Origin of the sequence: Meridianimarinicoccus aquatilis (assembly GCF_004358675.1) — a bacterium.
In the GTDB taxonomy this organism is placed as follows: domain Bacteria; phylum Pseudomonadota; class Alphaproteobacteria; order Rhodobacterales; family Rhodobacteraceae; genus Meridianimarinicoccus; species Meridianimarinicoccus aquatilis.
This window is the reverse complement of sequence record NZ_SMZO01000032.1, coordinates 15499-42323: the sequence shown is the minus strand read 5'-3', so window position 1 is coordinate 42323 and position 26825 is coordinate 15499. Positions and strand designations below refer to the sequence as shown.

30 protein-coding genes are annotated in these 26825 nt (G+C 59.5%); 16 read left to right on the top strand and 14 right to left on the bottom strand.

All coding sequences use genetic code 11. The features are described from left to right. The first annotated feature begins 91 nt into the window (after positions 1-91). Complete coding sequence (locus E2L05_RS13600; RefSeq protein ID WP_133343450.1) at positions 92-991, top strand: NAD-dependent epimerase/dehydratase family protein; 900 nt, start codon at positions 92-94, stop codon at positions 989-991. Positions 992-1002: 11 nt separating this feature from the next. On the opposite strand, the gene E2L05_RS13595 is transcribed toward E2L05_RS13600, so the two are convergent. After that, entirely contained in the window at positions 1003-1608 is a 606-nt protein-coding gene (locus tag E2L05_RS13595; protein ID WP_133343449.1) for a DNA-3-methyladenine glycosylase I, read from the bottom strand. Positions 1609-1880: 272 nt separating this feature from the next. Between E2L05_RS13595 and lepA the strand changes: the two genes are divergently transcribed. Together lepA and E2L05_RS13585 are read left to right on the top strand one after the other, a co-directional pair. After that, positions 1881-3683, top strand: coding sequence for a translation elongation factor 4 (gene lepA, locus E2L05_RS13590; protein WP_133343448.1), 1803 nt, complete (start codon positions 1881-1883; stop codon positions 3681-3683). A 109-nt stretch (positions 3684-3792) separates the two neighbouring features. Further along, positions 3793-4086: a hypothetical protein gene (locus E2L05_RS13585; RefSeq protein ID WP_133343447.1), complete on the top strand. Its 294-nt coding sequence runs from the start codon at positions 3793-3795 to the stop codon at positions 4084-4086. 100 nt (positions 4087-4186) lie between these two features. On the opposite strand, the gene E2L05_RS21260 is transcribed toward E2L05_RS13585, so the two are convergent. From E2L05_RS21260 to E2L05_RS13575, 3 genes are all read right to left on the bottom strand, one after another. Further along, positions 4187-4321 carry a hypothetical protein gene (locus E2L05_RS21260; RefSeq protein WP_279512638.1) on the bottom strand — a complete coding sequence of 45 codons (135 nt, stop codon included), beginning with the start codon at positions 4319-4321 and terminating at the stop codon, positions 4187-4189. 96 nt (positions 4322-4417) lie between these two features. Then, on the bottom strand, positions 4418-4702 hold the full coding sequence (locus E2L05_RS13580; protein WP_133343446.1) for a hypothetical protein: 285 nt from the start codon (positions 4700-4702) through the stop codon (positions 4418-4420). Between the two features lie 232 nt (positions 4703-4934). Beyond that, the gene (locus E2L05_RS13575) at positions 4935-5420 is read right to left on the bottom strand and encodes a BrnA antitoxin family protein (protein WP_133343445.1); all 486 of its coding nucleotides are present in this window, start codon (positions 5418-5420) and stop codon (positions 4935-4937) included. Positions 5421-5597: 177 nt separating this feature from the next. Between E2L05_RS13575 and parA the strand changes: the two genes are divergently transcribed. Further along, positions 5598-6233, top strand: coding sequence for a ParA family partition ATPase (gene parA, locus E2L05_RS13570; protein ID WP_133343444.1), 636 nt, complete (start codon positions 5598-5600; stop codon positions 6231-6233). On the opposite strand, the gene E2L05_RS13565 is transcribed toward parA, so the two are convergent. Further along, positions 6191-6439: a DUF2061 domain-containing protein gene (locus E2L05_RS13565; protein ID WP_133343443.1), complete on the bottom strand. Its 249-nt coding sequence runs from the start codon at positions 6437-6439 to the stop codon at positions 6191-6193. The two genes, parA and E2L05_RS13565, sit on opposite strands and share 43 nt — an antisense overlap. Before the next feature lie 118 nt (positions 6440-6557). Between E2L05_RS13565 and E2L05_RS13560 the strand changes: the two genes are divergently transcribed. Then, the gene (locus E2L05_RS13560) at positions 6558-7418 is read left to right on the top strand and encodes a helix-turn-helix domain-containing protein (protein ID WP_133343442.1); all 861 of its coding nucleotides are present in this window, start codon (positions 6558-6560) and stop codon (positions 7416-7418) included. A gap of 53 nt (positions 7419-7471) precedes the next feature. Here E2L05_RS13560 and E2L05_RS13555 read toward each other — a convergent pair whose 3' ends face one another. Further along, positions 7472-7678, bottom strand: coding sequence for a cold-shock protein (locus E2L05_RS13555; RefSeq protein WP_133343441.1), 207 nt, complete (start codon positions 7676-7678; stop codon positions 7472-7474). Between the two features lie 433 nt (positions 7679-8111). Then, entirely contained in the window at positions 8112-8318 is a 207-nt protein-coding gene (locus E2L05_RS13550) for a cold-shock protein (RefSeq protein WP_133343440.1), read from the bottom strand. A 409-nt stretch (positions 8319-8727) separates the two neighbouring features. Here E2L05_RS13550 and E2L05_RS20810 point away from each other — a divergent pair, with 409 nt between their 5' ends. From E2L05_RS20810 to E2L05_RS13535, 3 genes are read left to right on the top strand one after another with little or no spacing between them, the layout of a single operon-like run. Then, a complete protein-coding gene (locus tag E2L05_RS20810; RefSeq protein ID WP_165971767.1) occupies positions 8728-9066 on the top strand; it encodes a thioredoxin family protein in 339 nt (112 codons plus the stop codon). Between the two features lie 26 nt (positions 9067-9092). Further along, the gene (locus tag E2L05_RS13540) at positions 9093-9335 is read left to right on the top strand and encodes a DUF6868 family protein (protein WP_133343438.1); all 243 of its coding nucleotides are present in this window, start codon (positions 9093-9095) and stop codon (positions 9333-9335) included. A gap of 59 nt (positions 9336-9394) precedes the next feature. Beyond that, positions 9395-9871, top strand: coding sequence for a DUF2938 domain-containing protein (locus tag E2L05_RS13535; protein WP_133343437.1), 477 nt, complete (start codon positions 9395-9397; stop codon positions 9869-9871). Positions 9872-9973: 102 nt separating this feature from the next. Here the strand turns inward: E2L05_RS13535 and ettA are convergent, their stop codons facing one another. Further along, positions 9974-11629, bottom strand: a complete 1656-nt coding sequence (gene ettA, locus E2L05_RS13530; RefSeq protein WP_133343436.1) for an energy-dependent translational throttle protein EttA — start codon at positions 11627-11629, stop codon at positions 9974-9976. Between the two features lie 203 nt (positions 11630-11832). Between ettA and E2L05_RS13525 the strand changes: the two genes are divergently transcribed. From E2L05_RS13525 to mgrA, 3 genes are all read left to right on the top strand, one after another. Then, positions 11833-13071 carry a hypothetical protein gene (locus tag E2L05_RS13525; protein ID WP_133343435.1) on the top strand — a complete coding sequence of 413 codons (1239 nt, stop codon included), beginning with the start codon at positions 11833-11835 and terminating at the stop codon, positions 13069-13071. A 155-nt stretch (positions 13072-13226) separates the two neighbouring features. Next, positions 13227-13907 carry a Crp/Fnr family transcriptional regulator gene (locus tag E2L05_RS13520; RefSeq protein ID WP_133343434.1) on the top strand — a complete coding sequence of 227 codons (681 nt, stop codon included), beginning with the start codon at positions 13227-13229 and terminating at the stop codon, positions 13905-13907. A gap of 53 nt (positions 13908-13960) precedes the next feature. Beyond that, a complete protein-coding gene (mgrA, locus tag E2L05_RS13515; RefSeq protein WP_133343433.1) occupies positions 13961-14992 on the top strand; it encodes an L-glyceraldehyde 3-phosphate reductase in 1032 nt (343 codons plus the stop codon). Positions 14993-15052: 60 nt separating this feature from the next. Here the strand turns inward: mgrA and E2L05_RS13510 are convergent, their stop codons facing one another. Both E2L05_RS13510 and ggt read right to left on the bottom strand, forming a co-directional pair. After that, complete coding sequence (locus tag E2L05_RS13510; RefSeq protein ID WP_133343432.1) at positions 15053-15364, bottom strand: hypothetical protein; 312 nt, start codon at positions 15362-15364, stop codon at positions 15053-15055. Between the two features lie 150 nt (positions 15365-15514). Next, entirely contained in the window at positions 15515-17281 is a 1767-nt protein-coding gene (gene ggt, locus E2L05_RS13505; RefSeq protein WP_133343431.1) for a gamma-glutamyltransferase, read from the bottom strand. Positions 17282-17441: 160 nt separating this feature from the next. On the opposite strand from ggt, the gene E2L05_RS13500 reads away from it, so the two are divergent. Continuing rightward, positions 17442-18044: a nicotinate-nucleotide adenylyltransferase gene (locus E2L05_RS13500; protein WP_133343430.1), complete on the top strand. Its 603-nt coding sequence runs from the start codon at positions 17442-17444 to the stop codon at positions 18042-18044. A 123-nt stretch (positions 18045-18167) separates the two neighbouring features. Next, a complete protein-coding gene (gene dacB, locus E2L05_RS13495; protein ID WP_133343429.1) occupies positions 18168-19655 on the top strand; it encodes a D-alanyl-D-alanine carboxypeptidase/D-alanyl-D-alanine endopeptidase in 1488 nt (495 codons plus the stop codon). Between the two features lie 109 nt (positions 19656-19764). On the opposite strand, the gene E2L05_RS13490 is transcribed toward dacB, so the two are convergent. Further along, positions 19765-20196, bottom strand: a complete 432-nt coding sequence (locus E2L05_RS13490) for a tellurite resistance TerB family protein (protein ID WP_394346556.1) — start codon at positions 20194-20196, stop codon at positions 19765-19767. A 149-nt stretch (positions 20197-20345) separates the two neighbouring features. Here E2L05_RS13490 and E2L05_RS13485 point away from each other — a divergent pair, with 149 nt between their 5' ends. Beyond that, a complete protein-coding gene (locus E2L05_RS13485) occupies positions 20346-21929 on the top strand; it encodes a lysine--tRNA ligase (protein ID WP_133343427.1) in 1584 nt (527 codons plus the stop codon). Between the two features lie 79 nt (positions 21930-22008). Then, positions 22009-22434, top strand: a complete 426-nt coding sequence (locus E2L05_RS13480) for a DUF4864 domain-containing protein (protein ID WP_133343426.1) — start codon at positions 22009-22011, stop codon at positions 22432-22434. Positions 22435-22558: 124 nt separating this feature from the next. Here the strand turns inward: E2L05_RS13480 and E2L05_RS13475 are convergent, their stop codons facing one another. The 3 genes from E2L05_RS13475 to miaA all read right to left on the bottom strand — a co-directional run bounded on the left by E2L05_RS13475 (position 22559) and on the right by miaA (position 25926). Next, positions 22559-24124 (bottom strand): ABC transporter substrate-binding protein, encoded by a 1566-nt coding sequence (locus E2L05_RS13475; protein ID WP_341776752.1) that lies wholly within the window; start codon positions 24122-24124, stop codon positions 22559-22561. A gap of 241 nt (positions 24125-24365) precedes the next feature. After that, positions 24366-24914, bottom strand: a complete 549-nt coding sequence (locus E2L05_RS13470) for a hypothetical protein (RefSeq protein ID WP_133343424.1) — start codon at positions 24912-24914, stop codon at positions 24366-24368. Between the two features lie 79 nt (positions 24915-24993). Further along, positions 24994-25926, bottom strand: coding sequence for a tRNA (adenosine(37)-N6)-dimethylallyltransferase MiaA (gene miaA / locus E2L05_RS13465; protein ID WP_133343423.1), 933 nt, complete (start codon positions 25924-25926; stop codon positions 24994-24996). A gap of 151 nt (positions 25927-26077) precedes the next feature. On the opposite strand from miaA, the gene pyrH reads away from it, so the two are divergent. Then, the gene (gene pyrH / locus E2L05_RS13460) at positions 26078-26812 is read left to right on the top strand and encodes a UMP kinase (protein WP_133343422.1); all 735 of its coding nucleotides are present in this window, start codon (positions 26078-26080) and stop codon (positions 26810-26812) included. Positions 26813-26825 lie beyond the last annotated feature (13 nt).

The following is a 26825-nucleotide window of genomic DNA, read 5'->3' as shown; positions in this document are numbered from 1 at the left end:
GGGCCCGGCCCGGCCGCTTGCGCGCCCGGGCGGTTCCCCTGCAAGACATAGGGCACCGTCAGATTATGGGGCCTGAACAGAGGAGCGTTCCATGCGTATTCTTTTCACGGGCGGCAGCGGCAAGGCCGGGCGCCATGTCATCCCCGAACTGCAGGCGCGGGGACATCATGTGGTAAACGTGGATTTGACGCCTTTGGATCTGCCCGGCGTTGATACTCTGTGTGCCGATATCACCGACAGCGGCCAGATGTTTCAGGTGATGACCTCGTATGGCAACCTGTCAGAGCTTGAAGCTGGCACTGGCCCCGCCCCGTTTGACGCCGTCGTCCATTTTGCCGCTGTTCCGCGTATCCTGATCCGCCCGGATGGCGAGACCTTCCGCGTCAACACCATCGGCACCTATAACGTGCTGGAAGCGGCCACCAAGCTGGGCATCCGCAAGATCGTCTTCGCCTCGTCCGAAACGACCTATGGTATCTGCTTCAACGATGGCCCCATGGACCCGCCGCATCTGCCCATCACAGAGGACACGCCCACCAACCCCATGGACAGTTACGGCCTGTCCAAGGTTTGCAATGAGTCGACGGGCAAAGCGTTTCAGCGGCGCAGCGGGGCCGATATGTATGCCCTGCGCATCGGCAATGTCATCGAGCCGCATGAATACGAAGCCTTGTTCCCGTCTTTCTTTGCCGACCCGGACCAGCGCCTGCGCAATGCTTTTTGCTATATCGACGCGCGGGATCTTGGGCAGATCGTCCACCGATGCGTGATGACGGACGGGCTGGGCTATCAGGTTTTCAACGCCGGGAATGACGGCAATTCAGTGGCACTCACAACGCCCGAGATCATCGCGCGCTATTATCCGGACGTTCCTCTGACCCGCCCGATGGGCAGGGATGAGGCGATCTATTCCAACGCCAAGATCCGCAAGATGCTGGGCTTTGTCGAAGAGCACCCTTGGACAAGATATGTGCCGGACCCGCGCGCCTGAGCTTTGGCGGTCTAGTCCGGCGGTGTGAACGCCGCGCGCGCATTTATCGCCGCCTGCCGCATCACACAGCCTTCGGTATGTTCGTTGATCAGCCCCATCGCCTGCATGAACGCGTGGGCCGTCGTCGGGCCAACGAATTTCCACCCGCGTTTCTTCAGCTCTTTCGAAAACGCAACCGAAGCCGGAGAGGTGGCGCGCACGGGCGATGCAGGCCGGTCCTCCAGCGGTTCAAAGCGCCAGACGAAGGCCGCGAACGGCCCTTCCGTATCGACCAGGTCGCAACACCGGCGGGCATTGTTGATCACCGCTTCGATCTTGCCCCGATGCCGGATGATGCCCGCATCCCCCAGCAACCGGGCGACATCCGCGTCGTCAAAGGCCGCCACTTTGCGAAAATCGAACCCGGCAAAGGCCCGCCGGAAATGTTCGCGCTTGGCAAGGATCGTTCGCCAACTCAGCCCGGACTGAAAGCTCTCAAGGCATATCTTTTCAAACAGGCGTTGATCGTCGGCGACCGGATAGCCCCATTCTTCGTCGTGATAAGGGAAAAACTCTGGCACGGTTGAACACCAGCCACAGCGGGGGCGCCCGTCCGGTCCATCCACCGTGTCTTGCATCAAGCGCTCCTTTCATGATCACCCTGCGCGATATGTGCCGCAAGGTTCGGTAAAGCAGAATCGCACGGCTCGGCACAAGGCTTGTCGCAGGGATGCCCATTGATCAGGATGCGAACACGGCTTGGCCGCGGGCGCAATTGACCGCAAAAACCCTGTTTCGGCGGCGGCGAAGGGCGGCAAACTGTGGGAAATCCCGCCGCTTCATTGGCCCCGGCAGCGTCCAGAGTGTGCCGCCCATTGACTGCCCCCCCAAACCGCCGCATATCCCAGCCATGACCGAACTTGCACATATCCGGAACTTCTCCATCGTTGCCCATATCGACCACGGGAAATCCACCCTGGCCGACCGGCTGATCCAGCTCACTGGCACAGTTGCCGCGCGCGACATGCAAGAACAGCTGCTCGACAGCATGGATATCGAACGCGAACGCGGCATCACGATCAAGGCCAACACAGTTCGCATCGAATATCCTGCCAAGGACGGCATCACCTATGTGCTCAACCTGATCGACACGCCCGGCCACGTTGATTTCGGCTACGAAGTCTCCCGCTCCATGCAGGCGGTCGAAGGCTCGCTTCTGGTGGTTGATGCCTCGCAAGGCGTCGAGGCGCAGACCCTGGCCAACGTCTATCAGGCGATGGAAGCCGACCACGAAATCGTGCCGGTCCTGAACAAGGTCGATCTGCCTGCCGCCGACCCTGACCGCGTGCGCGAACAAATTGAAGATGTCATCGGCATCGAAGCCCACGATGCCGTCGAAATCTCGGCCAAGACCGGCATCGGCATACCCGACGTGCTGGAGGCAATCGTCACCCGCCTGCCAGCCCCAAAAGCCGGGGACCGCGACGCGCCGCTCAAGGCGATGCTGGTGGACAGCAAATACGACGCCTACCTTGGCGTGATCGTCATCGTGCGCATCATCGACGGCGTGCTGAAAAAGGGCGACCGCATCCGCATGATGAAAACCGGCGGCACCTATGACGTGGACGATGTGGGCATCTATCGCCCGGCCATGACCTCGGTCAAAGAACTGGGCCCCGGCGAAATCGGCTACCTGAACGCGTCGATCAAACAGGTGCGCGACACCCGCGTCGGCGACACCATCACCCACGAAAAACGCCAATGCGCCACGGCACTTCCCGGTTTCAAACCGTCCGTCCCGGTGGTCTTTTGCGGCCTCTTCCCGGTGGACAGCTCCGAATTCGAAGACATGCGCTCCGCCATCGAGAAACTCGCGCTCAACGATGCGTCCTTCTCGTTCGAGATGGAAACATCCGCCGCGCTCGGCTTCGGCTTCCGCTGCGGCTTCCTTGGGCTGTTGCACCTCGAAGTCATCCGCGACCGGATCGAACGTGAATACGACATCGAACTGATCACCACCGCGCCCTCGGTCGTCTATCACTTGCACATGAAGGACGGCGAGTTGCAGGAACTGCACAATCCCGCCGACATGCCCGACCTGACCTATGTGGACCATATCGAAGAGCCGCGCATCAAGGCGACGATCCTCGTGCCCGACGAATACCTGGGCGATGTGCTCAAACTCTGCCAGGAACGGCGCGGCATCCAGCTTGACCTGACCTATGCGGGCACCCGCGCCATGGCGGTCTATGACCTGCCCCTGAACGAGGTCGTCTTCGATTTCTACGACCGGCTGAAATCGGTGACCAAGGGCTACGCGTCCTTCGATTACCAGATGGAAGGCTACCGCGAGGACGCACTCGTCAAGATGCAGGTGCTGGTGAACGACGAACCGGTGGATGCGCTGTCGATGATGGTGCACCGGGACCGCGCCGAAATGCGGGGCCGCGCCATGTGCGAAAAGCTCAAGGAACTGATCCCGCGCCACATGTTCAAAATCCCGATTCAGGCCGCCATCGGGGGGCGCGTGATCGCCCGTGAAACGCTCAGCGCCATGCGCAAGGACGTGACCGCGAAATGCTATGGCGGCGACGCAACCCGCAAACGCAAACTTCTGGACAAGCAGAAGGCGGGTAAGAAAAAGATGCGCCAGTTCGGCAAGGTCGAAATCCCGCAGCAGGCGTTCATCAGCGCGCTGAAAATGGACAACTGACAGGGCCGGGCGGCCCGCGCCGCCCGCCGTTCTGCCAATGCGTGTCAAAACGCACGGACCTGATTCTTTCCTTGGGGCAACCTCGGTTCAATGATGAACGGAGGGTCCAATGCAGAACATTCTCGAAGCCAGCATGCTCCTGTGCTTTTCGCTCGGCTGGTACATGTCGATCCTGAAAATGCTGCGCACGGGCGAAGCCGTCGGTAAAAGCGCCGCATGCGTCGCGTTGGTCTGCTTTGGCTACGGCGCGGGCCTCAGCGCGAAACTGATCGAATATTCGCTCACCGGCACCATGAACCCGATCATCTGGTTCTACGCCTGGAACGGGCTCGTCACGGGCTTTGACCTGTTCCTCGTGGTGTTGCTGACCCGCCGTGCTGCTGGGGTTGTGCAATCAGCATAACCACCACCCGGCCCGCTATGCCCGCGCAAGCGGCCCCCCAAGGCAAAAGCGAAGCCAACCTGTTGGGTCCGCAACTCCCAAGGAGCAGAAGGTCAATCCCTTACTCAGGCCGCTCGTTGCTCGGGTTCTCCGCCTGCTCTGACAAGAACTCCCCGGTGTTCGAAATCCCCTGACCAACCGGCTTACAGCCCAGCAGTGCCAGCAGACCCAGACCCAAAATCAAAACGCGTGCCATGTCGGCTCTCCTGTCCAAACCTTCCGAACGCTAGCACCCAACACAGGGCCGATCCAGTGCTTCCATGGGCCAGCAGTTGCGACCGTCCGCTCGCCGCTACGCCGCCGCCGCACCTCGGCGCGAAAACCACACCACCAGTGCAATATCAGCCACCATGGCGGCGCTGTTGAACAGGGAAATCAGCTGCACAAGGTTCACGCCGCCGCCGGTTTGCAGCACCGACAATTTGGCCATCAGCCCGCACAGCGCGCCGGATGACACAAGCATGACCGTGACCCGGTGCTTGCTTGCCGCGCTGCCCGCCCGCAGGGTCGACAGGATCGACCAGCCAAGATTGGCCGAGAAACACAACAACATTGCTACTTCGAATCCCGCCTGCATCGTCCCTCTCCGGCCTAGTGCGCCCATTTGCACGCATGAGCAGAGTATGGGTGGGCCGCCGCAGCGAATGTGTTGCGGCGCACAGGTCGGCCAAAATGCGCGGGGGGCCGCCTCCAAAGTCGGGAATCCCCCACCAGCGAACCTACGGTTCCGGCAGCGGCGTCCCCGATGTGACAAGCGCGAGCCGTGATCGGAACAACGCCCCCCGCATCAACCCCGCATCAACCCCGGCTCATCGCCTGATCAATGTCGGGCGCGCGTCCGGGGGCACATCTTCCACGGTCCCGGCCTCGCGCGGCACCTCCAGCCCTTGCGCCTCGCGCAGCAGCCGGTCCCGCTCGCTCGCGCGGTACTCTTCGATCAGGCGCTCTCCCAGCCGAACATCGGCGATCTTCATCTGCGCATAGGTCGCCAGCACCCGGTTCACCGCATTTTGCCAACCCGGTCCCAGCGCCCTGAAATAAACCGACACGCTTTTGTCCAGATAAAGCGTTGTCTTCACCCGCGGCTCGGGCAGATCCACGTCTTGCTCCAGCGCGTCCCATGCCTCTGGGATCACGTCGCGCAGGTCATACGCACTGTTATGCTTTTCCGCCTCCTCGGCATAGGCCGACAGGATCAGCCGCTCATACGCATGTCGCGCGGCTCTGCTACGGCCGTGGCGGACAGGTTGGCGATGGGCCGGGGAAGGGCGGTTGGCTTGGGGGCGCGAGGGCATGGCGGTGGCTCCGGTTGCTGACCCGTAAAGACTGCCAAAGCCCGGTTAACAGGCGGTAAGACCTGCGTGCGCAGGCACCGACACATTACCGACGCAATACCGACGCCCCACCGCGCATCAGCACTGGACCGGGCGCGGCCATGGTCTTAGCGTAAGGCAAACAGATGAGGGGCAGGCATGGCAGGCAGGGCGATCACGGTTGCGCAGCAAAAAGGCGGCAGCGGCAAAACCACGTTGGCCGTTAATCTTGCCGTGGCTCTATATGGCCGAGGGCACACCGTTGCCGTACTCGACACTGATCCTCAAGGGTCCATGGGGCGCTGGTTCATGACCCGCCGCGACGCAATGGAAGAGCCGGGGATAGAATTCGCAACGGCCAGTGCGTGGGGCGTGGGCTATGAATGCGAAAAGCTGAAAAAGCACCATGATTTCGTGATCATAGACACACCCCCCAAGATCGACAGTGACCTGCGTCCGGCCTTGCGCGAAAGTGCGCTGGTGCTTGTGCCAGTGGCGACCAGCCATGTGGATCTGTGGGCGACAGAGTCGGTTCTGGAACTGACCGGGCGGGTTGGGTGCCCTGTGCTGATGGTGCTCAACCGGGCTTCGTCACGCGCCAAACTCACCGCCGAAGTCAGTGCGTCGCTCGATGAACTGGACGCCCCGCGCGCCCAGACCGCGCTGGCCAGCCGCGTCATCTATGCCGAAGTCCTGGGCGAAGGAACCGGCGTCACAGAACGCACCCCCCGCGGCCCAGCCGCCCTCGAAGTTCAGGCCTTGCTTGACGAAATCGGCGCTGTGCTGGATGGCTGATCCCTGACACTTCGGCCCCACGAAATCCGCGCCCAAATTCGTTCGTGCAGTATGTAAAAACCAAGGCTTGTCAGGGCACTAATCAACGCGATGGACCCGCCCGCCTGAACGGAGCCGGTCACGGCCAGCCCGATCAATGTCATCATGGCCAAACCAAGCACCTGCCATGTCAGGGCTTTGAGGAATGTGCGCTTGGGGGTTTCCATGAAGGCCTCTTTGCATGTGCGAATACCCCATGACTACGCCTCCTTGCGCCGTGCCGCCATTTTGTGTTTTGTCTACAAGTCACCTCATTTGGTGATTTTAATCTACAATGGGGGAAGTATGCGCAAACAAGAGCGATCTGCGCTGTTCAGACCCCGCTTGATCGATGCAATGCAGCGAGCGGGACTAAGCCGCAGTGCCCTGGCGCGTGCAATTGATGTGGACCGGTCCACGATTGCCCAGATCCTGCGCGATGACGCGGTGCGCTTGCCGGGTGGGCAGATCGTGGCGGAACTGGCAGAAACGTTGGGCGTCAGCGCAGATTGGCTACTTGGGCTGACGGACCGGCCTGAACGGCCGGGCGACGTTCTGGCCGCCGCGCTGACCCTGACCGGAGCCGAGCGCAGTTCAGCCGATGCCCAGATCATGGCCTGGCATAGAGAGGCGCGCGGGTACAAGATCCGGCACGTTCCAGCGACGCTTCCGGACCTGCTGAAAACTGATGCGATCCTGCGGTGGGAATATGCCGATGCGCGACCCGATACTGCGCAGCGCGCGGTCGAGGTCGTGGCTGGCTTGCTTGATTGGCTGGACGACGCGGCGAGCGACTATGAGATCGCGTTGCCCATCGGTGAGCTGCGTGCCTTTGCGCAAGGGGCCGGGTACTATGAGGGTGTGCCGGTCGACCTGCGCAAAGAGCAACTGGAGCATATGGCGGACCGGTGCGAGGCCCATTTTCCAGCGCTGCGGTTGGTCTTGTTCGATGCACGGCGCGTGTTCAGTGCACCGGTCAGCATCTTTGGGCCACTTTTGGCGGTGATCTATGTGGGGCGGTTCCACCTTGCGTTTCGCGAACGCGCCCGCCTTCGCAGCCTGACAGAGCACTTTGACTGGTTGGTGCGCGAAGCTGTCGTTGATGCGCGGGATGTCCCGGCCTATTTGCGGCGCTTGTCGGCCTCGCTTCCCAGTATGCAGGCCTAGGAAAAGGGGCCCGAAAAGGCCCCTTGATATAGCGCGATGTTGCTGAAGGGCGTTTACGCAAGCGCCAAATTGACTGCGCTTTCGCGCCCATCGCGCCCTGCTTCGACATCAAAGGTCACTTTTTGATTGTCCGCCAAGCCAGTCAGGCCAGAGCGCTCTACGGCGGAAATATGGACAAAGATGTCTTTGCCGCCAGTGTCCGGGGCGATGAAGCCATAGCCCTTGGTCGTGTTGAACCATTTCACGGTGCCGGTTGCCATCGTGAACTCTCCTGTCAGTTGTCTGCCCGCGGGAGTGCGGCAGGGTGGCGTCAGTCCGCGGATCGATAGAACTGACGGCCAAAGGCGCGAGACAGAGATCGAGAACGGTAACGGTCGCAACCAAAGCGTACAGAGGTTGCCGCGTTTTTCAAGAATTTCCGGTCCACTTTATGCAGCCTGCAGGGGCATTCCGCTTGGGCATACGGACTTAAATGCGCGTCCTCATAGCCGAAACAGGCCATGTATCGTGGGGCAGGAGCGAATGAAGAACGAAGAAACCGGCGGCAGTGACCAAAGCGGGCTGCTTTGGGACGAAGAAGAGACAGTTCCAATACTTGCTTAAAGTCGTCTGTCGTACTCATGAAAAAGGGGCGCACGATGCTCGTACGCCCCTCTAAATCTATCGTTTCCGACCGAGGTCGGAAGAACTGGCTTATGCCAGTTCGATGTTCGCTGCGCTCTCGCGGCCGTCACGGCCTGCTTCTACGTCGAAAGTCACTTTCTGGTTGTCGGCGAGACCTGTAAGGCCTGCACGCTCGACTGCCGAAATGTGAACGAAAACGTCTTTGCCACCGGTTTCAGGTGCGATAAAGCCGAAACCTTTAGTTGCGTTGAACCACTTTACGGTGCCCTTGGCCATGTCCGTAATCTCCAGTATTAGTCGCCACCCGCAGTATGCGATGGCCCGGCGTAGTAGGTCTTAAATCGAGACTGAGCGCCGGATAAGGGAGACAGTGGGTCGAGATAGAATAACGTCGCACGCGCCTTATGACAGCTTTGCCGAGTCGTAGCAAACGGGAATCGTCTGTGTGGCAGGCTTTCGAAAGGGCGCTCACGGATCACGCGGGTTTTATGGCGTAAAGCCGTCGCATCAGTTTCACAGCGCGCAACCCATGTGCCTTGTAACGCGTGCGCCCGTTCATATCTGTGATATGGAGGGAGAAATGACTAAACAAGCACTAGTTTGCCTTTATTGCGCAGAGATAAACGCACTCCCAAAGCCCGCAGACCTTGAACTTTGCGTGTGCACCGCATGTGGACGTGAGTTGATGCCACAAGTCCCGATCGATGTATCACCGGACTTTTTTGCAAAGGCGGCGCGGTTTGATGCCATTCCGCTTATCGTGGATTTCTGGGCGCCTTGGTGTGCTACTTCTCGGCTGCTGAAGGGCGAACTTCAAGACGCTGCAAGTGCATTCGCTGGGTGCATTCGGGCGATTGCCGTCAACGTGGAAGATGACCGGCACCTTAGCACCGCATATGCGATAGATGTGCTGCCCACGTTGGCGATGTTCCAGAACGGTGTTGAATGCTGGCGGCAGTCGGGTGTGAAGCGCGCCCACTTGATAGAAGATTGGATCCGGGGCCGCACTTCCTGCCTAGTATGAGGTCGGACCAACGGAAAGGGAATGCGATGTATATCCAAGACCTGACAGCGGTGTTTGGCTGGATGACAGTCATCAACGGGCTGATATATGCCGTTGCCGTGTTGGTCATTGTTTTTGGGCGCGAGCCAATGGTGCGGCTGCATTCAGGGCTATTGGGGCTGCCGCATGACGAGTTGCCGCGCATCTATACCGACTATTTGGCGCGGTATAAGATTGCGATCTTGATATTGAATTTCGCGCCATGGCTTGCGTTGAGGATCGTTGGCTAGAGGGGCATGGACACGCGCGGTGCCCTGCGCATAGCCTTGGCAAACGGCCGGGGGATGTAATGGGTTTTGTTGCAACAGGTGTACTGATGGGGCTGGCGGGCACAGCGGCAATGGATGTCTGGGCGCAGCTCTTGCATCGCGCCTTTGGCCAGCCGCTTCCGAACTGGGCGATGCCGGGCCGTTGGTTTGGCCATCTCGCAAAGGGGCAGGTCTTTCATGACGACATTGGTGCGGCGGAGCCGATCAAGGGCGAGCTGGGGCTGGGATGGGCGCTGCACTACGGTGTTGGCGTTCTATATGGCTTGATCTGGGCTGTGCTGGCCGGGGCTGGCTGGCTGGCCGCGCCAACGTTTCTGCCAGTTTGGATTTTCGCGTTGCTGACCATCGCGGCGGGGTGGTTCCTGCTGATGCCGGGGATGGGCCTCGGCTGGGCCGGGTCGCGGCTTGATCTGCCTTGGATCGTACGCGCAAAAGGGCTTTTGGCGCATACGGTGTTCGGTTTGGGCATGTGGGGCGCTGCGCTGGCAGTGGCCTGATGGGTAGAGTTTGAAATTTCGAAATCACTGCTGCTGCCCTTTTCGTAAGGGCAGCAACGTCATTTCGGCACCGCGCTGCGGGCCCCAGCGCCCCAAAATAGTCTATCGCCCGAACTTCTTGTACTTGATCCGCTTCGGCTCCAGCGCGTCTGGTCCAAGGCGGCGTTTCTTGTCTTCCTCATAGTCGGCGAAGTTACCTTCGAACCATTCCACATGCGCCTCGCCTTCGAAGGCCAGGATATGCGTGCAGATACGGTCGAGGAAGAACCGGTCGTGGGAGATGACCACGGCGCAGCCCGCGAAATCCACCAACGCGTCTTCCAGCGCGCGCAAGGTTTCGACGTCAAGATCGTTGGTCGGTTCATCGAGCAGCAGCACGTTGCCGCCCTCGCGCAGAAGGCGGGCCATGTGGACGCGGTTGCGTTCGCCGCCTGACAGCAGGCCGACTTTCTTTTGCTGATCGCCGCCCTTGAAGTTGAAGGCCGAGCAATAGGCGCGGGCGTTCACTTCGGCATCACCCAGCTTGATGATGTCCTGCCCGTCGGCGATGGCTTCCCACACGTTGTGGTCGGCGTTCAGGTCGTCGCGCGACTGGTCCACATAGGCGAGCTTGACCGTGTCGCCGTAGGTGACGCTGCCCTCGTCGGGCTGTTCTTGACCGGTGAGCATACGAAAGAGCGTGGTTTTACCCGCACCGTTGGGACCGATCACGCCGACGATGCCGCCGGGGGGAAGCGCGAAGGTCAGGTCTTCGACCAGCAGCTTGTCGCCCATGGCCTTTTTCAGACCCTCAACCTCGATCACCTTGCCGCCAAGGCGCGGGCCGTTGGGGATGATGATCTGGGCGCGCGACAGCTTTTCGCGTTCGGACATGTTCGCCAGATCATTATAGGCGTTGATCCGGGCCTTTTGCTTGGCCTGCCGGGCCTTTTGCCCCTGCCGCATCCATTCCAGTTCCCGCTCCAGCGTCTTCTGGCGGGATTTATCTTCGCGGGCTTCGTGGCTCAGGCGTTTGGCCTTCTGCTCCAGCCATGCGGAGTAGTTGCCTTCGTAAGGGATGCCGCGACCGCGGTCCAATTCGAGGATCCAGCTGGTGATGTCATCCAGAAAATACCGGTCGTGGGTGACGATCAAGATGGTGCCTTTGTACGCCATCAGATGCTGTTGCAGCCAGGCGATGGTTTCGGCGTCAAGGTGGTTGGTCGGTTCATCAAGCAGCAGCATGTCGGGCGCTTCGAGCAGCAGTTTGCACAGCGCAACCCGGCGCTTTTCGCCGCCCGACAGCGTGGTGACATTGGCGTCATCGGGGGGGCAGCGAAGGGCCTCCATCGAGACATCGACCTGCGCGTCCAGATCCCACAGGTTTTCACTGTCGATCTCGTCCTGAAGCTGCGCCATCTCATCGGCGGTTTCGTCAGAATAGTTCATTGCCAGTTCATTGAACCGGTCCAGCTTGGCCTGTTTCGCGGCCACACCCAGCATCACGTTGCCGCGCACATCAAGCGACGGGTCAAGTTCGGGTTCCTGCGGCAAATACCCCACATGCGCGCCTTTCGCGGCCCATGCCTCTCCGGTGAAGTCCGTGTCTTGGCCGGCCATGATCCGCATCAATGTCGATTTGCCCGATCCGTTCACACCCACGACGCCGATTTTCACGCCCGGAAGGAAGGACAGGCGGATGTTCTCAAAGCATTTCTTGCCGCCGGGATAGGTCTTGGAAACACCATCCATGTGATAGACGTATTGATAGGCTGCCATGTCGAAATACTCCTGCGGTTTGCGGGAGAGGTACCCGAGCCGGACGCCAAGGGCAATCGGCAGCGCATGCCTGATTCCGTAACAAATTTCTTGTTGAATGCGTTTTGGGACACAGAGAGGGAACTTTTTCTGTGCGAGAACGTTGGATTTAAGGTCGCCTTCTTAGTGAAAGCTTTGAAAGGGTCGTCACGAAAGGGGAAATCGTGTCAGAACTTGTTGATTTTGGCGGTCAGAGGCTGAGCCACCTTTACAGTAGCTTGGATATGGGTTGGCGTGCTTCTGTCGTCAAAGCACTGAACATCAACGCTTCGAATTTCCAGCTTTTGTGCGGCTCGACGACGATCGAGAACGCAACGACAAATGCCGGTCTGTCATTGTTGGCTGATCGCCTGCCGTCATGTTCTGCGGTTGTACACATCCCGGCGCAGGGTAAGTGCGCACCAAGGTTTTCCACGGAATACAGGCGTTTACTGGGGGCAATCTTGCCTGAAACTGGCGTGGGGCTGCGCGGGTACTTGGGCGACAGCTATGGCTCTTGGGTCAAAACTCGTAACCGGGCGCGGTCGTGCTTTTCGCAGCGCACGGTCTTTGCCCAGTGGGCGCAGCAGCACCTGCCACCCGGTAAGCAGGAGCAAGCCAACGCGCTTTTTGATCTGGCTGCGCATGATCCAGTGAGCAGTGCACGCGATTTGCACGGCAACCTGCGGTTTCGTGATATGCGGCTGCGGTCATCCGGCCAGATTGAACATGTGCCCAGTTACGGCCTGACGCCCGCGCGAGTGCGCGCCGCTTTGTTCCCGATTCAGGATGGCAGACTTCGTTTTGATAGCGATGAGATGCACAAGGCTGATACCGGAGAATTGACGTGGCTGGGTGCAGGCCACGCCTCACGCTTGCCAAATTTGCGGAACGGTAACTTTGATTCCCTTGAGAGGCGCGTTGCGTCTTCGCGTATCACGATCACTGGCGAGATTGCGAAGCGGGCCGTTCTGCCGATCCTGCCGATGGGGTGGTATGACCCGGCGTTTGTTACGCGTGCCTTCAACGCTGGGCCGTGCCGCGAAGTATGGGACGGCTGGTCCGACACCGGGCGCTGGAGCACATTTTTTGGGAGCAATGGGTTGATCCGGCGGCATCTGACCCAGTTGGTCATGGTGTCTGGTATGCGATTGAGCATCTCTGTCCATGGTCGCTTCGACGACGCAGAACGCGCGGGTTTGGCGGCGCGGCTGGGGTTGAATAGTGGGCATGAGGGCCGTGTGGTCGCGCCAAAATCGGGTGGGGTAGGGGTTTGGCCCTTTGCGCTGCGCGAAGGGGCGTCGGACTTGATGGGTCAAATGCGGTTTGACGACGCTGGAACCCTTCATGTCAGCCTGCGCCAAATACCCGGAACGTTTCAATGCGTGGGCGCAAGGGTGGGAACCGTGCAGGGGGTGGAATAGGAACCATACTGTATCGCATCATGAAAACCCCCTATTTCTGGGGAGTGGCCATGATGTCAAATTAGGTGTTAATTTTTCTTACGCCGTAAATTCAGCAACATAATGCACTACTTCACGTTATTTCGAGCTTAATTGTATACATTGGAACTTTCGATTTGAGCGAATTGATCAAGACAATACCGCTGTTCCGGGGACTTGAAAGTGACGCGGCCGAATCCCTAGAGCGTCTGATGGTGCTTCGCCTGTTTCCAGATGGTCACTTCATTACGCAGCGCGGTACACCTGGGCACGACGTTTATATCTTACTTTCTGGGTCATGCTTGGGGGTAATTCAGTCGAGAAGCGGCAAGGAAGTGGTGCTTGACCGTATCGCGCAGGGCCGCGTTTTTGGTGAACTGGGCGCGTTGGACGGCGGCTCGCGGGTTCGGTCTGTCAAGGCGGTCGGACCGGTCCAAGTCGGCGTTATTTCAGCGAATCGGTTTGAAGATTGGCTGCTGCAGTCACCAACGGCGATGCGCAATCTGCTTTCCGAAGTTGTCAGCAACACGCGCGAGTTGGCGGATCGGTATTTCGAAATGGCCGTGCATGACGTCGAGACCCGTGTGCGCCTGTTCCTGATCAGGTTGTTGATTGAAAACGGCGAGCTTCGCAATGGCGGCGCTCTTGATCCGGCGCCAAGTCACAGCACGATCGCGGCACATGTGGGGGCGAACCGAGAGGCGGTCAGCCGCGTTATTTCCCGATTTTCCCGACACGGATTTGTTGAAAGCGGCCGCCGCAGGATCGTTGTCCGCGACATCGGCGCGCTTGAGGCAGGGGTGCGCGCACCAGTTTGACATCCGGTTCAATCGGCGGAACATGGTTTCAAAATCCAGAGGGAGCTTTGAAAATGACTTACCATCCTGCCGACGACCGTTATGATCAGATGATCTATCGTCGTTGTGGCAATTCCGGTCTGAAGCTTCCCGTGGTGTCTTTGGGGCTTTGGCACAACTTCGGTGAAGACACGCCGCACACCACCAAACGCGAGATTTGTCAGACCGCTTTTGATCGCGGGATCACGCATTTCGACTTGGCCAATAATTATGGTCCTCCTCCGGGTAGTGCAGAAACGGCCTTTGGGGAAATCTTGCGCACTGACTTTGCGGGCTACCGAGACGAGCTGATTATCAGCTCGAAAGCCGGTTACAACATGTGGCCGGGCCCTTACGGCGAGTTCGGAAGTCGTAAGTATCTGATCGCGTCCTGTGACCAGTCGCTCAAGCGGATGGGCCTCGATTATGTCGATATCTTCTATTCGCATCGCTTTGATCCGAATACGCCGCTTGAGGAAACAATGGGTGCGCTTGATCACATCGTCCGGTCAGGTCGGGCGCTGTATGTGGGTATTTCATCTTATAACAGTGAACGCACCCGTCAGGCGGCGTCAATCCTGAAGGATTTAGGGACGCCGTGCGTGATTCACCAGCCGAGCTACAACATGCTCAATCGTTGGGTGGAACGAGACGGATTGAAGACAACTCTTACCGAGCTTGGAATTGGGTCTATTGCCTTTACCCCTTTGGCGCAGGGAATGCTGACCAACAAGTATCTCAAAGGGGTGCCCCAAGGTAGCCGTGCAACACAGGGGAAATCCCTGGCGCAGGACAAGATCTCCGACGAAGCGATTGAGAAGATCCGCGGCCTGAACGCGATAGCAGAACGACGCAGTCAAACATTGGCACAGATGGCCCTCGCTTGGGTGTTGCGTGACGGTGGTATCACGACCGCGCTTATTGGTGCCTCGCGGGCCTCGCAGGTGGTGGATTGTGCTGGGGTGGTTGCCAAACTCGATTTCACGGAAAATGAGTTGGCCGAGATCGACGCTCTGGCGACGGACGAAGACATCAACCTTTGGGCTCGTTCCTCGGAAGAGGTCTGAAAATGCAGGGGCGCGCAGGAGGGGTGATGAGCCTTCCCTGCGCGGCAGTCGAAGGCCGGTTCACTGGCGGGCTGTGATGCGGACACGTTCTGTGGGGGCAGCGGCCGTCATCCGCTGAGTGCTTTGTGCGTAAACCTGAATGCTGCGCGCACCGCGCCGGTCTACCGTTGTGACGGGCAGGGCCGGTGAAGCAGACGCAGTCGATACCACGGTTCTTGCTCCGCGACGGCTGTGTTCCAAACTGCTGCGTGCATCGCTTTCAACGCCGGTCGCCGCGCTTGTCACAAGAGTCGCCACACCAAGGCCGCAGACCATCGCAAAAGCGGGGGCCGTGGACGCAAAGACAGAAGTTAGTTTCGTGAAAAGGGTCATGTGATCTCTCCATATTTATCGCTTCGATAGGGTCACGATGGATGAAGTCAGCGGTCCTCACTGTGCGGCAAATCACGTTTGGCGGCGAACCGGGCCAAAGGTCCGGAATTCCAGACCGCTTGAAAAGCCCGTGTTTCAAATACCTCTCAACTAGTTTCCAAGCGCGATTCCCTCGCGACGTGGGTCGGCGCCGCCCTGCAACCCATCAAGCGTGATGGCGATAGCATGCAGGCCAGAGGTCAGATCGCGTGCATTCACCTCAAAGCCCAGATCGGTCAGCGGGCCGGTCAGCGCTTCCGCCTTGGTTCCGGCTTCAACATCCATCGTTCCAAACCGGTTGAGCACATGGGGGGCGCTGAGCGCGGCCTGAACGTCCATGCCCCAGTCCAGATAGTTGATGATCGCCTGCGCTGTGTAGCCAATGATACGTGATCCGCCGGGACTGCCGATCACCAGCGCAGGTGCGCCGTCTTTCAGTACAATCGTTGGCGACATTGACGAGCGCGGCCGCTTGCCCGGCGCAATGGCATTGGCAATAGGGACGCCGGCGCTGTGGCTGGCAAAGCTGAAATCGGTGAGTTCGTTGTTCAACAAGAAGCCACCGGGTGCCATCAAGCGAGAGCCAAAGCCGTTCTCAATGGTGGTCGTCATCGACAGGGCATTGCCGTAGCCGTCCACAATCGAGATATGCGAGGTCGAAGGAAGCGAGATGTCCACGTTATCTGCCCAATGCAGCGCATGATCGAATTCCGGCGCGCCGGGCGCGACGTCTTCCAGTGCCGTTTCACCCGAGAGAAGCGCGGCGCGCTCTGCCAGATAGTCCGGGTTCACCAGTCCAGCCGTGGGCACAGGCACAAAATCGCTGTCAGCCATGTACCTACCGCGATCTGCAAAAGCGAGGCGAGACGCGTCACCGATCAGGCGCCAGGCGACCGGGCTTTCCGGTCCAAGCGACGCAAGGTCATAACTGTCCAGCATTCCCAGAATTTGCCCGACCGTCAGCGCGCCAGACGACGGTGGCCCCATTCCGCAAACATCATGTGCACGGTATGCGGCACAAACGGCCGGGCGTTTGATGGCCGTATAAAGCGCCAGATCGTCCATCGACAGCAACCCCGGATTGCCTTCGGCGCCGCGTACTGTGGCCACGATCCCTTCTGCGATGGGCCCGGTATAAAACGCGCGGGTCCCTTCGGCTGCAATTTGGCGGAGCGTGTCGGCATAGGCCGGATTTTTCAGGGCCGTGCCTGCGGCGATTGGGGCACCGTCCGGCAAGAAATATGCCGCTGTTGCCGGAAAGCGGCCAAGTTTTTCGGCATCGCCAGCGACAAGGGCCGCAAGGCGAGGTGAGACGACGAAACCTTGATCGGCCAGGGTGATCGCGGCATCAAAAAGGTCGCTCCAATTGGCTTTGCCCCATTTTCGATGTGCCGTTTCCATCAGGGCAGGAGTGCCCGGTGTGCCGACGGAAAGTCCGCCGATGACCGCATCCCAAAAACCCATTTTCTCGCCAGCGGCGGTCTGAAACAGCGTTGGCGTTGCGGCCTGCGGAGCCGTCTCACGACCGTCGAGCGTCGTGACTTCGCCGCTGTCGGCATCGTACCAGACCAAAAACGCCCCGCCTCCAAGGCCAGAGGACTGGGGTTCAACAAGGCCCAGAACGGTCTGCACCGCGACCATTGCATCTGCGGCCGTTCCGCCTTGTGCCAAGACCGCGGCACCGGCTTCCACCGCAAGTGGATTTGCCGCCGCTACCATCCAGTCATCGGCTATGACAGGGCGACCGGCATCCTTGTCGGCACGCGCGGCTGTGGCGGCCTCGGGGTCTATCGCATCGGCCGTTTGTTGTGCTGCGAGGGGGGTAGCCAGCAGCGCGAGCGCCGCGACTGTTCCAAGGATTGGTGCACTGTTTTTCAATGGAGCCTCCCTATCAACTTAAACATGTCCTTCAAACATTGCGCAGGGGTGCCTGCGATGTCTACCCTTTGCGGGTCCCTTGCACTGGCCGGGATGACATGGTCTAGCGGCGCGATTGAAGATGTGATGCATTTTGGCGTGTGGATAGGGGTTCCGTGACATGAGGCTGGGTTTCCCGCCTGCATATAAAGGCCAGCGAATTGGCCTGCTGGGGGGGTCGTTCGATCCGCCTCATGCCGGTCATGTGCATATCACCCGCGCGGCGTTGCGCGGATTTGGTCTGGATCATGTCTGGTGGCTGGTCAGCCCCGGAAACCCCTTGAAGTCTAAAGGCCCCGCGCCACTGCACACCCGCATGGCTGCGGCGCGCAAGATCATGCAGCACCCGCGCGTGACAGTGACCGATGCTGAAGCGCGACTTGGGACGCGGCTGACAGCCGACACGCTGAGCACTTTGATTGATATTTATCCCGGTGTGCGGTTCACGTGGCTGATGGGGGCCGACAACCTGGCCACCGTCTATTTGTGGGAACGCTGGCCATCGATCTTCGCGCAGGTGCCGGTCGGTGTCGTGGCGCGACCGGGGGATGCGTTGCCAACGCGCTTGACGCGGGCGGCGCGGCTTTATCGCAAGTCGAGGTTGCGTGCCAGCCAGTCGCACATGTTGGGCGCCGCAATTGCCCCCGCGTGGTGTTATCTTCGCGGGCCGCTTGTTGATCTGTCATCGACAGAGATACGCGCGCGCGGCGATTGGGTCCGTTGATCGCTCACGCGTCACCGCTGTTTCGATCTCAAGGCACGCCCGCTGTCACTTCACCGTTATGGTGGGCAATCTCAGGCTGTAATTTGCCTTGTCCCGGCGCGCGGTGCGTGGCTATTTGACGGTATGATCCTTACTCGTCGTTCCCTTTTGGCCGGACTTGCCGGAACCGCCGCGCAGCCCGTTTGGGCAAATGTCAGCATTTCCCCCCGGCCGTCGCTGCGCCCGCCACCTCCGCCGCCCCCTGATCTGGGCTCGCTGTCCTTGGGCCGCATTGCTGATGCAGGGCTGAGCGGAGAGGTTGGCTGTGTTGTGGCTGATGCGTCCTCGGGCGAGATACTCTTTGCCTTTGAGCCAGATAAACCTTTGCCACCCGCAAGCACGGCCAAGGCGATTACGGCCGCCTACGGTTTTGATATGTTGGGGCCGGGGTTCCAGTTCGAAACGCGTGTCATCGGCACAGGGCCTGTTCGTGACGGCGTGCTGGATGGGGATCTGATCCTTGCCGGTGGCGGCGCACCGGGGCTGAGCACTGGAGATCTGGCCGAATTGAGCGCGGCACTGAAAGCGGCGGGCCTGAGGGCGGTAACCGGATCGTTCCAGGTTTGGGCCGGGGCGTTGCCTTGGGTGCCCGAGATTGATCCGAGACAGCCCGATCACCTTGGGTATAACCCTTCGGTTTCCGGGCTCAACCTGAACTATAATCGGGTGCACTTCGAATGGCGCAAACAAGGCGCGGATTATACCGTCAGCATGGATGCACGGGGCGGCGGGTACACCCCGCAAGTGACTCATTCCCGAATGCAGGTGGCGGGGCGATCATCGCCGCTTTTCGCGTTGAATACGGATACGGCGACAGGGCGAGAAAGCTGGTCTGTCGCGCGCGGGGGGCTTGGCGGGGGCGGGACGCGTTGGTTGCCAGTCCGAAACAGTGCGCTTTATGCAGGCGATGTTTTCCGAACCTTGGCGCGTTCGCAAGGGATAGACCTGTCCACTGCCAAAGAGGTTGCCTCGTTGCCCGGTGGCGGGGTTGTTTTGGCATCCTTGCCGGGGCCACCGCTGGTTGATGTGGCCAAGGGCATGTTGCGATATTCGACCAACTTGACCGCCGAAGCGATCGGGTTGCGCGCCAGTGCAGGGTTCACGGGGAAGGCGCCCCTGTCGCTGCCCGAATCTGGGGCTGCAATGTCAAATTGGGCGTCGTCGCCCAATGGGCTGGGCATGCAGGCCAGCCATTTTGTGGATCATTCCGGCTTGGGGGATGCATCCCGGGTCACGGCGCGCGATATGGTCCGCGCCTTGGTGCGACTGGGCCCGGACGGGGCGCTTCGCCGTGCGATGAGAGAAATCACACTCAAGCGCGACGACGGTACCCGTGCGCCATTGCAACTTTATGCGAAGACCGGCACGCTGAATTTTGTGAGTGCCCTGTGCGGCCATATCAGGCCAGAAGGCGGCGCGCCGTTGGTTTTTGCGGTCGTGACCGCCGATCTGGCGCGCCGCGCCGCAATCCCGAAGGGCGGTGAAGAAAACCCGCCGGGCACGCGCACCTGGACCCGGCGTTCGCGCGCAATGCAGTTTGACCTTGTTCAGCTTTGGGCGCAGCACGCCTGACATCTGATCCAACGGCCCCGCTGCGCGGGACGCGATACTGCGCCTCTGCGGGGCAGAGGCGCGCCGTGCTGTTGGGGCCGTGGATTTGGCTGGATGTCGCTCAGCGGGATCAGAGCGTCATGTGCCGCGCGCGCGCGCCGCGCTCGATCGCGGCGGCATGAAGCCTGTCGATGGACAACTCATACCGCATCTCTTCGAGCATACGCAGTTCTTCTTCGTTCAGGTTGCCATCAGCCGCTGCCACATCACAAGCCAGTGCATAGGCAGTTTCAAAGAGCCGTTCCGGCAGCCCTTCGCGGACAAGACCGAACAGGGCATCGAGCCCGTCCTCGTCTTCGAAGAGTTCGAACACGAGGGAGCTGACCTGTGTTAGTCGTGCTTGCTCGTAATCACCGAAAACGGGCAAGTGGTTGAGCACCGACTGAATCCTCACGAGTTCAGAGGTGCGGATCTGCGCATCGGATGCGGAGATGGCGATCATCAGCGCCACAAGGCTGTCTTGCGCGGTGAGCGGGTGAAGATCTGCGGTGGTATCTGGCACTGTCATATCCTTCGGGTTTACCTGTCGATCTATATACGCTGCGGATGCGCGACAATAGGGGCGGCGAATTGACCTTGCGGGCGCAGCGCTTTAGGTCAGGCGCGTCTGCGTGGCACTGGGCCGCGCGGCACATGAATGTGGAACGAAAAATGAGTGAACTGCGCGCGCTAGCGATGTCGTCGAAAGCTTGGCCCTTTGAAGAAGCGCGCCGCGTGCTCAAACGTTACGAAAAGGCGCCGCCCGCAAAGGGGCATGTTCTGTTTCAGACCGGGTATGGCCCGTCAGGGCTGCCACATCTGGGTACATTTGGCGAAGTGGCGCGTACGACCATGGTGCGCCGGGCCTTTGAACAACTCAGCGATATACCCACACGCCTGATCTGTTTCTCGGACGATATGGACGGCTTGCGTAAAGTGCCGACCAACGTGCCCAACCAAGAACAGATGAAAGAAGATCTGAATTTGCCGCTGACCCGCGTGCGGGACCCGTTCGGCACGCATGAGGGCTTTGCGCAGCACAACAATGCACGTTTGCGCGCGTTCCTTGATGGCTTTGGGTTTGAGTATGAATTCGCGAGTGCGACCGATTACTACACATCTGGGCAGTTTGACACGATGCTGCTCACGGCGCTTGAGCGGTTCGACGATATCCAGAAGATCATGCTTCCCACATTGGGGGCAGAACGTCAGGCGACCTATTCTTGTTTTCTGCCGATCAGCCCCAAAACGGGTCATGTTCTTCAGGTGCCGACGCTAGAGCGGAACCTATCCAAAGGCACGATCGTCTATCAGGAGCCGGACGGTGAGAAGGTCGAAATTCCGGTCACCGGCGGTAACGTCAAGATGCAGTGGAAGCCGGATTGGGCGCTGCGGTGGGCTGCACTCGGCGTTGATTATGAGATGTCTGGCAAGGACCTGATCGATAGTGTGACTCAGTCCAGCAAAATCTGCAAAGCGCTTGGCAAAGCGCCGCCCGTGTCCTTGTCCTATGAGTTGTTCAATGACGAGGCGGGGCAGAAAATTTCCAAGTCCAAGGGGAACGGGCTGAGCATGGAAGAGTGGCTGACCTATGCCGCGCCGGAAAGCCTGTCTTATTTCATGTACCTCAAACCAAAGACGGCCAAGCGGCTTTATTTTGACGTCATCCCCAAAGCTGTCGACGAGTACCATCAACAGTTGCGCGCCTATCCCGGCCAAAACGCAGCCGCGCAACTGACCAACCCGGTGTACCACATTCACGGACCTGACGTTCCGGCGTCGGACATGGTTGTTCCCTTTGCCATGCTTCTGAACCTTGCCAGCGCGTCGGGGGCTGAAGACAAAGCTGCATTGTGGGGGTTCATTGGTCGCTACGCGCCTGATGCCGCGCCACAGACCCACCCGGGGCTGGACGCGGCGGCAGGTTTTGCCGTGCAATACTATCGGGATTTCGTAAAACCGACCAAAACCTATCGTTTGCCAGACGATCGCGAACGGGCCGCGCTTGCGGACTTGGCTGGGCGGCTTCGGTCCTATGACGGCGCGCTTGATGCAGAAGAGTTGCAAAGCGTGGTGTTTGCGGTTGGCAAAGAGGCTGGGTTTGACCCTCTGCGTGCGTGGTTCACCGCGATTTATGAGGTGTGCCTCGGCGCGAGCCAAGGACCGCGTTTTGGTGGGTTCATCGCGCTGTATGGTTTGTCAGAAACAGCCGCGTTGATTGAGGCCGCTTTGAACGGCGATCTGGCGTCCGGGTAATTCACCTTTATGGCGGGCCGAATTTGACCGGTCTGGCCCGCTGCTCTACCTCTTTGTGAGACACAGGGAGATATGAGCGATGATCAAAAGCCTTATTGCGATGCTGACGGCGGGCTTTTTTGCCGTGGTCGTGGGCACCGTCGCGACTGCGCAAGATACGGATGGGCCCGAGATACGGTCAGTCATTCAAAGCCAAATCGACGCCTTTCAGAAAGACGACTTCGCGGCTGCGTTTTCCTTTGCGTCGCCCCAAATTCGCCAGATGTTCGGTACGTCCGACCGGTTCGGCATGATGGTGCGGCAAGGGTACCCGATGGTGTGGAGGCCGCAATCAGTTGAATTTCTGGACTTGCGCGATATCGGCGGTCGGCTTTGGCAGGTTGTGCTGATGCGGGACGCAGAGGGTGCTTATCACACTCTGGGCTATCAGATGAGCCAAGCCGAAAGCGGTGTGTGGCAAATCGACGGCGTTCAAATCCTGCGGGAAGAAGAACTTGGTGCGTAGTTTCTTACCGCAACAGTCGACGTAGGGCTTCGACCAAAAGGCGGTGCCTCACGGTTTTTCCACACTCATGCAGCCAAGCTTGTCTGAAAATATGGCATGCCGGATTGCACAGTTCGGCTGATGGTTAGGGCAGCGTTGCCCACCCCAACCGGTGAGGATTCACTTCGAATTTGGGGTTCATCTGCGCACCGACTACTGCCCGCCGTGCATGGCGGTACAACGACTGCCAGAACGGTTGAATGATCACCCCATCCGTTTGAAGCATCTGCTGTAGTCGCGCCATCGTATCGCGCCGCGTGTCCGCGTCCGCGATTGTGACGGCGCGGTCCAGCAGGCGGTCAAACTCTGGGTTGCTATACCCAGTTTCGTTCCAGACAGCCCCGGTGCGATAGGCGAGGGCAAGAACCTGAACACCGAGTTCACGGTGGTTCCAATACGTTGCACTGAAAGGATAATCCTTCCATTTCAAGTCAAAGTCGTCTCGGGGGACAATGCGGCGCCGAACGCGGATGCCGGCTTCCACAAGTTGCGCTGCGACAACGTCGGTCGTGTCGCGGCGCAGGGTGTCATCAACCGAAACCAGTTCATGCTCAAAGTCCAGCATGTTCGCATCTTCCATCAGGCGGCGCGCTTCGGTGGGATCGGCGCGAAGTGGTGGCAAGTGCGCATAGTCGGGCTGGATGGGACACACATGATGGTTTTCGCCTACGGTTCCCCGGCCATCTATGCCGAGTTCCAGACAGATCTGGTTGTCGACGGCCAAGGCCAGCGCGCGGCGGACGCGCAGATCGCCATAGGGGACTTGATCGCCAACCTTGGCCTTCTGGTTTGGACGCACGACGACGGTTGCGGCTGTTTGTACGCTATACCCTTCCCAACCAAGCCCATCGAATTCCGAGATGTATCCAGGTTCCGTTCTTGCGGTCATGTCAAACAGCCCTTCGGCTGCCGCGCTGCGCCACAGCAACGGGTCCGGGCCGAAATCAATAAGTTCGACCCGGTCCAAAGCGGCGGTTCCCCAATACTTGTGATCTGTCGCCCGCTCCAGGACTGCGATGCGCCCTGGTTCGAATTTGGTGATCTTGTAGGCACCTGTACCTATGCCGTGCTCAACTGGGTTGGTGCCAATGTAATCGCGGTGCTGCACAGCGGCGGGATAATCGGCCACCGATGGGATCAAGGTGATGTCAGGCCGTAACAGCCTAAGGCGCACGATAAGAGGGTCGATTACGTCAATCGCGCCCTCGCGTGCTTTGCCGGTGTCTGGGTCGGTCAAGGCGACCAACCGATTTGCCATGGAATTTCCCGGCACCGTCGCGTCGGCCCAACCTTCGAAATTCGCCGCAACATCATCAGCCGTAAAGGGTGCGCCTGTGTTCCACTGTACGCCGGGTCTTAGGTGCAGGTGATATTCTGTTGCTTCTGCGTTGGCTTCCCAATGGGACAAAAGCCGCCCTTCAAACCGGCCATCGGCCCGATATTCGACCAAGTATTCCATGAGGCCGCGCAGAACATTTGCGCTTTCAGGAATGTCCAGAAGCCGTGGATCGGTGACGGGGCGAACGTCCATTTGAATGCGCAACGTGCCACCTGGCACCGGGGACTGTTCGCTTGTCTGCGCGCGTGCTGGCAGCCCGGCGAGTGCCATGGCAGCGGTGCCTGTGACGCCAAGCGCCGTTGCGCGCGACAAAAATTCACGCCGGGACAACAGGCCAAGTCGGCATTCTTTCGCTAACCGGTCTACTGCGTGCAGTGTGCCTCGCGGTAGCGTGCGACCGTTTCGGTACATGAGTTGATTGCCCGCTTTTTCGGCGCGACGTGCGCATCTCGCTGTTACTGCAAACATGACGGTGCAGAGTTCGCGTTACAAGAGAAGAAAATACAGACGTCGATACAGCGCGGTCGCCGGGGCAGACGGGCGCTGGAAAAGACTAAAGTGTTTGTTCAGCGCTGCGGCGAATGCCGTTGATCGACCCGGGCAGAGTGCGAGAAACATCGCTGGTGCTAGAGCCTGACAAGTGCATTTCGTGCCGCGTAAGCCAAAGTGCGATCAGTGCAGCGCGATGATACAAGATCTCGTCACCCAATGGCCCGCCGGTCGCGCAATCGCGGCGAAAGCCTTCGATCAGCTCGTTCAGTTCGGTTTGTTGGTGCAGCGCGGTAAGGCGCAAATGCATCATTGTGTTTGGAACAGGCAGGTCGCCGCGCGCACCAAGAAACAGGGCGGTGCCCTGAGTGCGACCGCAAGCTTCGCAAGAGTGGGGCGTATTTGCTGGCAAAAATATCGCATTATGTGCGGTGTATCCCCGCATTTCGCCATTGACGCTGAGTCGACCCTGCCCGCACGTGAACCAAAGAAGCACCGGTACAAGGTAGCTTCGCGGCGTGTCGATGGCCCATTTAGCTTCCCGCGCGAGGAGCGAGACAGGTACTGCCTTCGGGGGGCGCTGGGTCTGGTCGTGGGTTTGGCTGTCAAACATGGGGGTTCCTCGTCCTTGGCTCAGCTTATGCGGCGAATATAGATTCGTCCAAGGTTGGATTGATGTGGGTACTCGGAATTTAGGGCCTTTTTCTCGTGTGTTGCACGGAATCCCCGCACAAAGCAGCGGCATCTAGCACCGTCCAGTGCTGCATTCGACGGCGAAACCACGTTCGCTGACGCTTGGCATATTGCCGTGTCGCCACGACGGCACGCTCGATCACTTGTGATTCGCTGACCTCGTCCCGAAGCAGTGCGATCAAGTCAGCCGCCCCGATTGCGCGCGCGGACTGATGGGTGGAATTCCAGACCGGCAGCATCGCCCGCGCTTCTTCCAGAGCGCCGCCAGACATCATTTTATCAAAGCGTGCCGCGATGCGCGGGGTCAGGAAGGCAGGCGGCGCGGCGATTTGGATAAGGTGCGCATCACCCGGCGAGAGCAGAGCCGGGCCTGTATTGGACTGCCAGTCGACAAGCCCTTTGCCTGTCTGTTGCAAAACCTCCCAAGCGCGCTGCACCCGCATCGGGTTTTGTGTGTCGATCCGGTCTCGGGTGGCGATGTCCAACTCGTTCACTAAAGCTTCAAGGCCGATCTCTGCGCGCCGATTTGTTGCAACGAGCCTTAGATCAGGGTTGGTTGCAGGTATCTCAGCAAGGCCTTCGGTGAGCGCGCTCAGGTACAGCCCAGTGCCGCCGACGACAACAGGGGCTGGTCGGCGCATAAGCAACGGTGTGACATCGCGCAGCCAGTCGCCGACGGAATAAGACGCATCAAAGGGCAGATGGCCATAAAGTAAATGCTCAGCAATATCGTAGTCTTCTTGCGGCGGTTGCGCGGTTAACACTGGCCAGCCTGCAAAAACCTGCAGAGCATCAGCATTCACTACAGCGCGTCCCTGCTCCTGCGCGATGGCGAGCGCGAGCGATGATTTGCCTGACGCCGTCGGACCGGCGATCAGGACAGGACGGTCCGGCGAAAAAGTGGAACACGAGGGGGGCAGATTCCGAGTCATTTGCGTGACCGATGCCAGAATCGCCGCGGCGCGGCAACCACGCGTACTGCGAGCGGCAGTCTGCCGCCGATGAAAAGAATAATGCCGATTGAAACATTCGCTACAATCCGACATTTTCTGTCAAAGTTTTCCCGACGACAGGATCAGTTCGATGACCGACGACACAACACTCCCACGTGCCAAATTCAAGCGGGTCCTGCTCAAGATCTCTGGCGAAGCCCTTATGGGCGATCAGGGCTATGGGCTGCACCCGCCCACAGTTGAACGCATTGCCCGCGAGATAAAGTCGGTTCACGACATGGGCGTTGAGATTTGCATGGTGATCGGCGGTGGCAACGTGTTTCGCGGCTTGCAAGGATCCGCGCAGGGCATGGAACGGACGACGGCGGACTACATGGGTATGCTGGCGACCGTCATGAATGCTCTGGCCATGCAATCCTCGCTTGAACGGATGGATGTTAACACGCGGGTCATTTCCGCGATCAGGATGGATGAGGTCTGTGAACCGTATATTCGCCGCCGCGCCGTGCGCCATCTAGAGAAAAAGCGCGTCTGCATTTTTGCGGCGGGGACTGGAAACCCATACTTCACAACCGATACTGCCGCGACGCTTAGAGCCAATGAAATGCGTTGCGAAGCGATTTTCAAAGGTACCAAGGTTGATGGCGTCTATGACAAGGATCCGGTCAAGCATGCCGATGCGAAACGGTATGAAACCGTGACTTACGACGAGGTGCTGCAACAGCACTTGGGCGTGATGGATGCGTCTGCTATTGCGCTGGCTCGTGACAATGACCTACCGATTATCGTCTTTTCTCTGGATGAGGCTGGAGGCTTCCGGGGCATTCTCAACGGCGACGGTACCTATACAAGGGTGCACGGATAGCGCTATATCGGCT

Coding starts and splice junctions, on each gene's coding strand:
- E2L05_RS13560 (WP_133343442.1), top strand. CDS start 6,558: ATGCGCAAACAAGAGCGATCTGCGCTGTTCAGACCCCGCTTGATCGAT.
- E2L05_RS13580 (WP_133343446.1), bottom strand. CDS start 4,702: ATGCAGGCGGGATTCGAAGTAGCAATGTTGTTGTGTTTCTCGGCCAAT.
- parA (WP_133343444.1), top strand. CDS start 5,598: ATGGCAGGCAGGGCGATCACGGTTGCGCAGCAAAAAGGCGGCAGCGGC.
- pyrH (WP_133343422.1), top strand. CDS start 26,078: ATGACCGACGACACAACACTCCCACGTGCCAAATTCAAGCGGGTCCTG.
- E2L05_RS13480 (WP_133343426.1), top strand. CDS start 22,009: ATGATCAAAAGCCTTATTGCGATGCTGACGGCGGGCTTTTTTGCCGTG.
- E2L05_RS20810 (WP_165971767.1), top strand. CDS start 8,728: ATGCCACAAGTCCCGATCGATGTATCACCGGACTTTTTTGCAAAGGCG.
- E2L05_RS13535 (WP_133343437.1), top strand. CDS start 9,395: ATGGGTTTTGTTGCAACAGGTGTACTGATGGGGCTGGCGGGCACAGCG.
- E2L05_RS13575 (WP_133343445.1), bottom strand. CDS start 5,420: ATGCCCTCGCGCCCCCAAGCCAACCGCCCTTCCCCGGCCCATCGCCAA.
- E2L05_RS13485 (WP_133343427.1), top strand. CDS start 20,346: ATGAGTGAACTGCGCGCGCTAGCGATGTCGTCGAAAGCTTGGCCCTTT.
- dacB (WP_133343429.1), top strand. CDS start 18,168: ATGATCCTTACTCGTCGTTCCCTTTTGGCCGGACTTGCCGGAACCGCC.
- E2L05_RS13555 (WP_133343441.1), bottom strand. CDS start 7,678: ATGGCAACCGGCACCGTGAAATGGTTCAACACGACCAAGGGCTATGGC.
- E2L05_RS13600 (WP_133343450.1), top strand. CDS start 92: ATGCGTATTCTTTTCACGGGCGGCAGCGGCAAGGCCGGGCGCCATGTC.
- E2L05_RS21260 (WP_279512638.1), bottom strand. CDS start 4,321: ATGGCACGCGTTTTGATTTTGGGTCTGGGTCTGCTGGCACTGCTGGGC.
- E2L05_RS13540 (WP_133343438.1), top strand. CDS start 9,093: ATGTATATCCAAGACCTGACAGCGGTGTTTGGCTGGATGACAGTCATC.
- E2L05_RS13510 (WP_133343432.1), bottom strand. CDS start 15,364: ATGACCCTTTTCACGAAACTAACTTCTGTCTTTGCGTCCACGGCCCCC.
- E2L05_RS13500 (WP_133343430.1), top strand. CDS start 17,442: ATGAGGCTGGGTTTCCCGCCTGCATATAAAGGCCAGCGAATTGGCCTG.
- E2L05_RS13595 (WP_133343449.1), bottom strand. CDS start 1,608: ATGCAAGACACGGTGGATGGACCGGACGGGCGCCCCCGCTGTGGCTGG.
- lepA (WP_133343448.1), top strand. CDS start 1,881: ATGACCGAACTTGCACATATCCGGAACTTCTCCATCGTTGCCCATATC.
- E2L05_RS13585 (WP_133343447.1), top strand. CDS start 3,793: ATGCAGAACATTCTCGAAGCCAGCATGCTCCTGTGCTTTTCGCTCGGC.
- E2L05_RS13565 (WP_133343443.1), bottom strand. CDS start 6,439: ATGGAAACCCCCAAGCGCACATTCCTCAAAGCCCTGACATGGCAGGTG.
- miaA (WP_133343423.1), bottom strand. CDS start 25,926: ATGACTCGGAATCTGCCCCCCTCGTGTTCCACTTTTTCGCCGGACCGT.
- ettA (WP_133343436.1), bottom strand. CDS start 11,629: ATGGCAGCCTATCAATACGTCTATCACATGGATGGTGTTTCCAAGACC.
- E2L05_RS13550 (WP_133343440.1), bottom strand. CDS start 8,318: ATGGCCAAGGGCACCGTAAAGTGGTTCAACGCAACTAAAGGTTTCGGC.
- mgrA (WP_133343433.1), top strand. CDS start 13,961: ATGACTTACCATCCTGCCGACGACCGTTATGATCAGATGATCTATCGT.
- E2L05_RS13470 (WP_133343424.1), bottom strand. CDS start 24,914: ATGTTTGACAGCCAAACCCACGACCAGACCCAGCGCCCCCCGAAGGCA.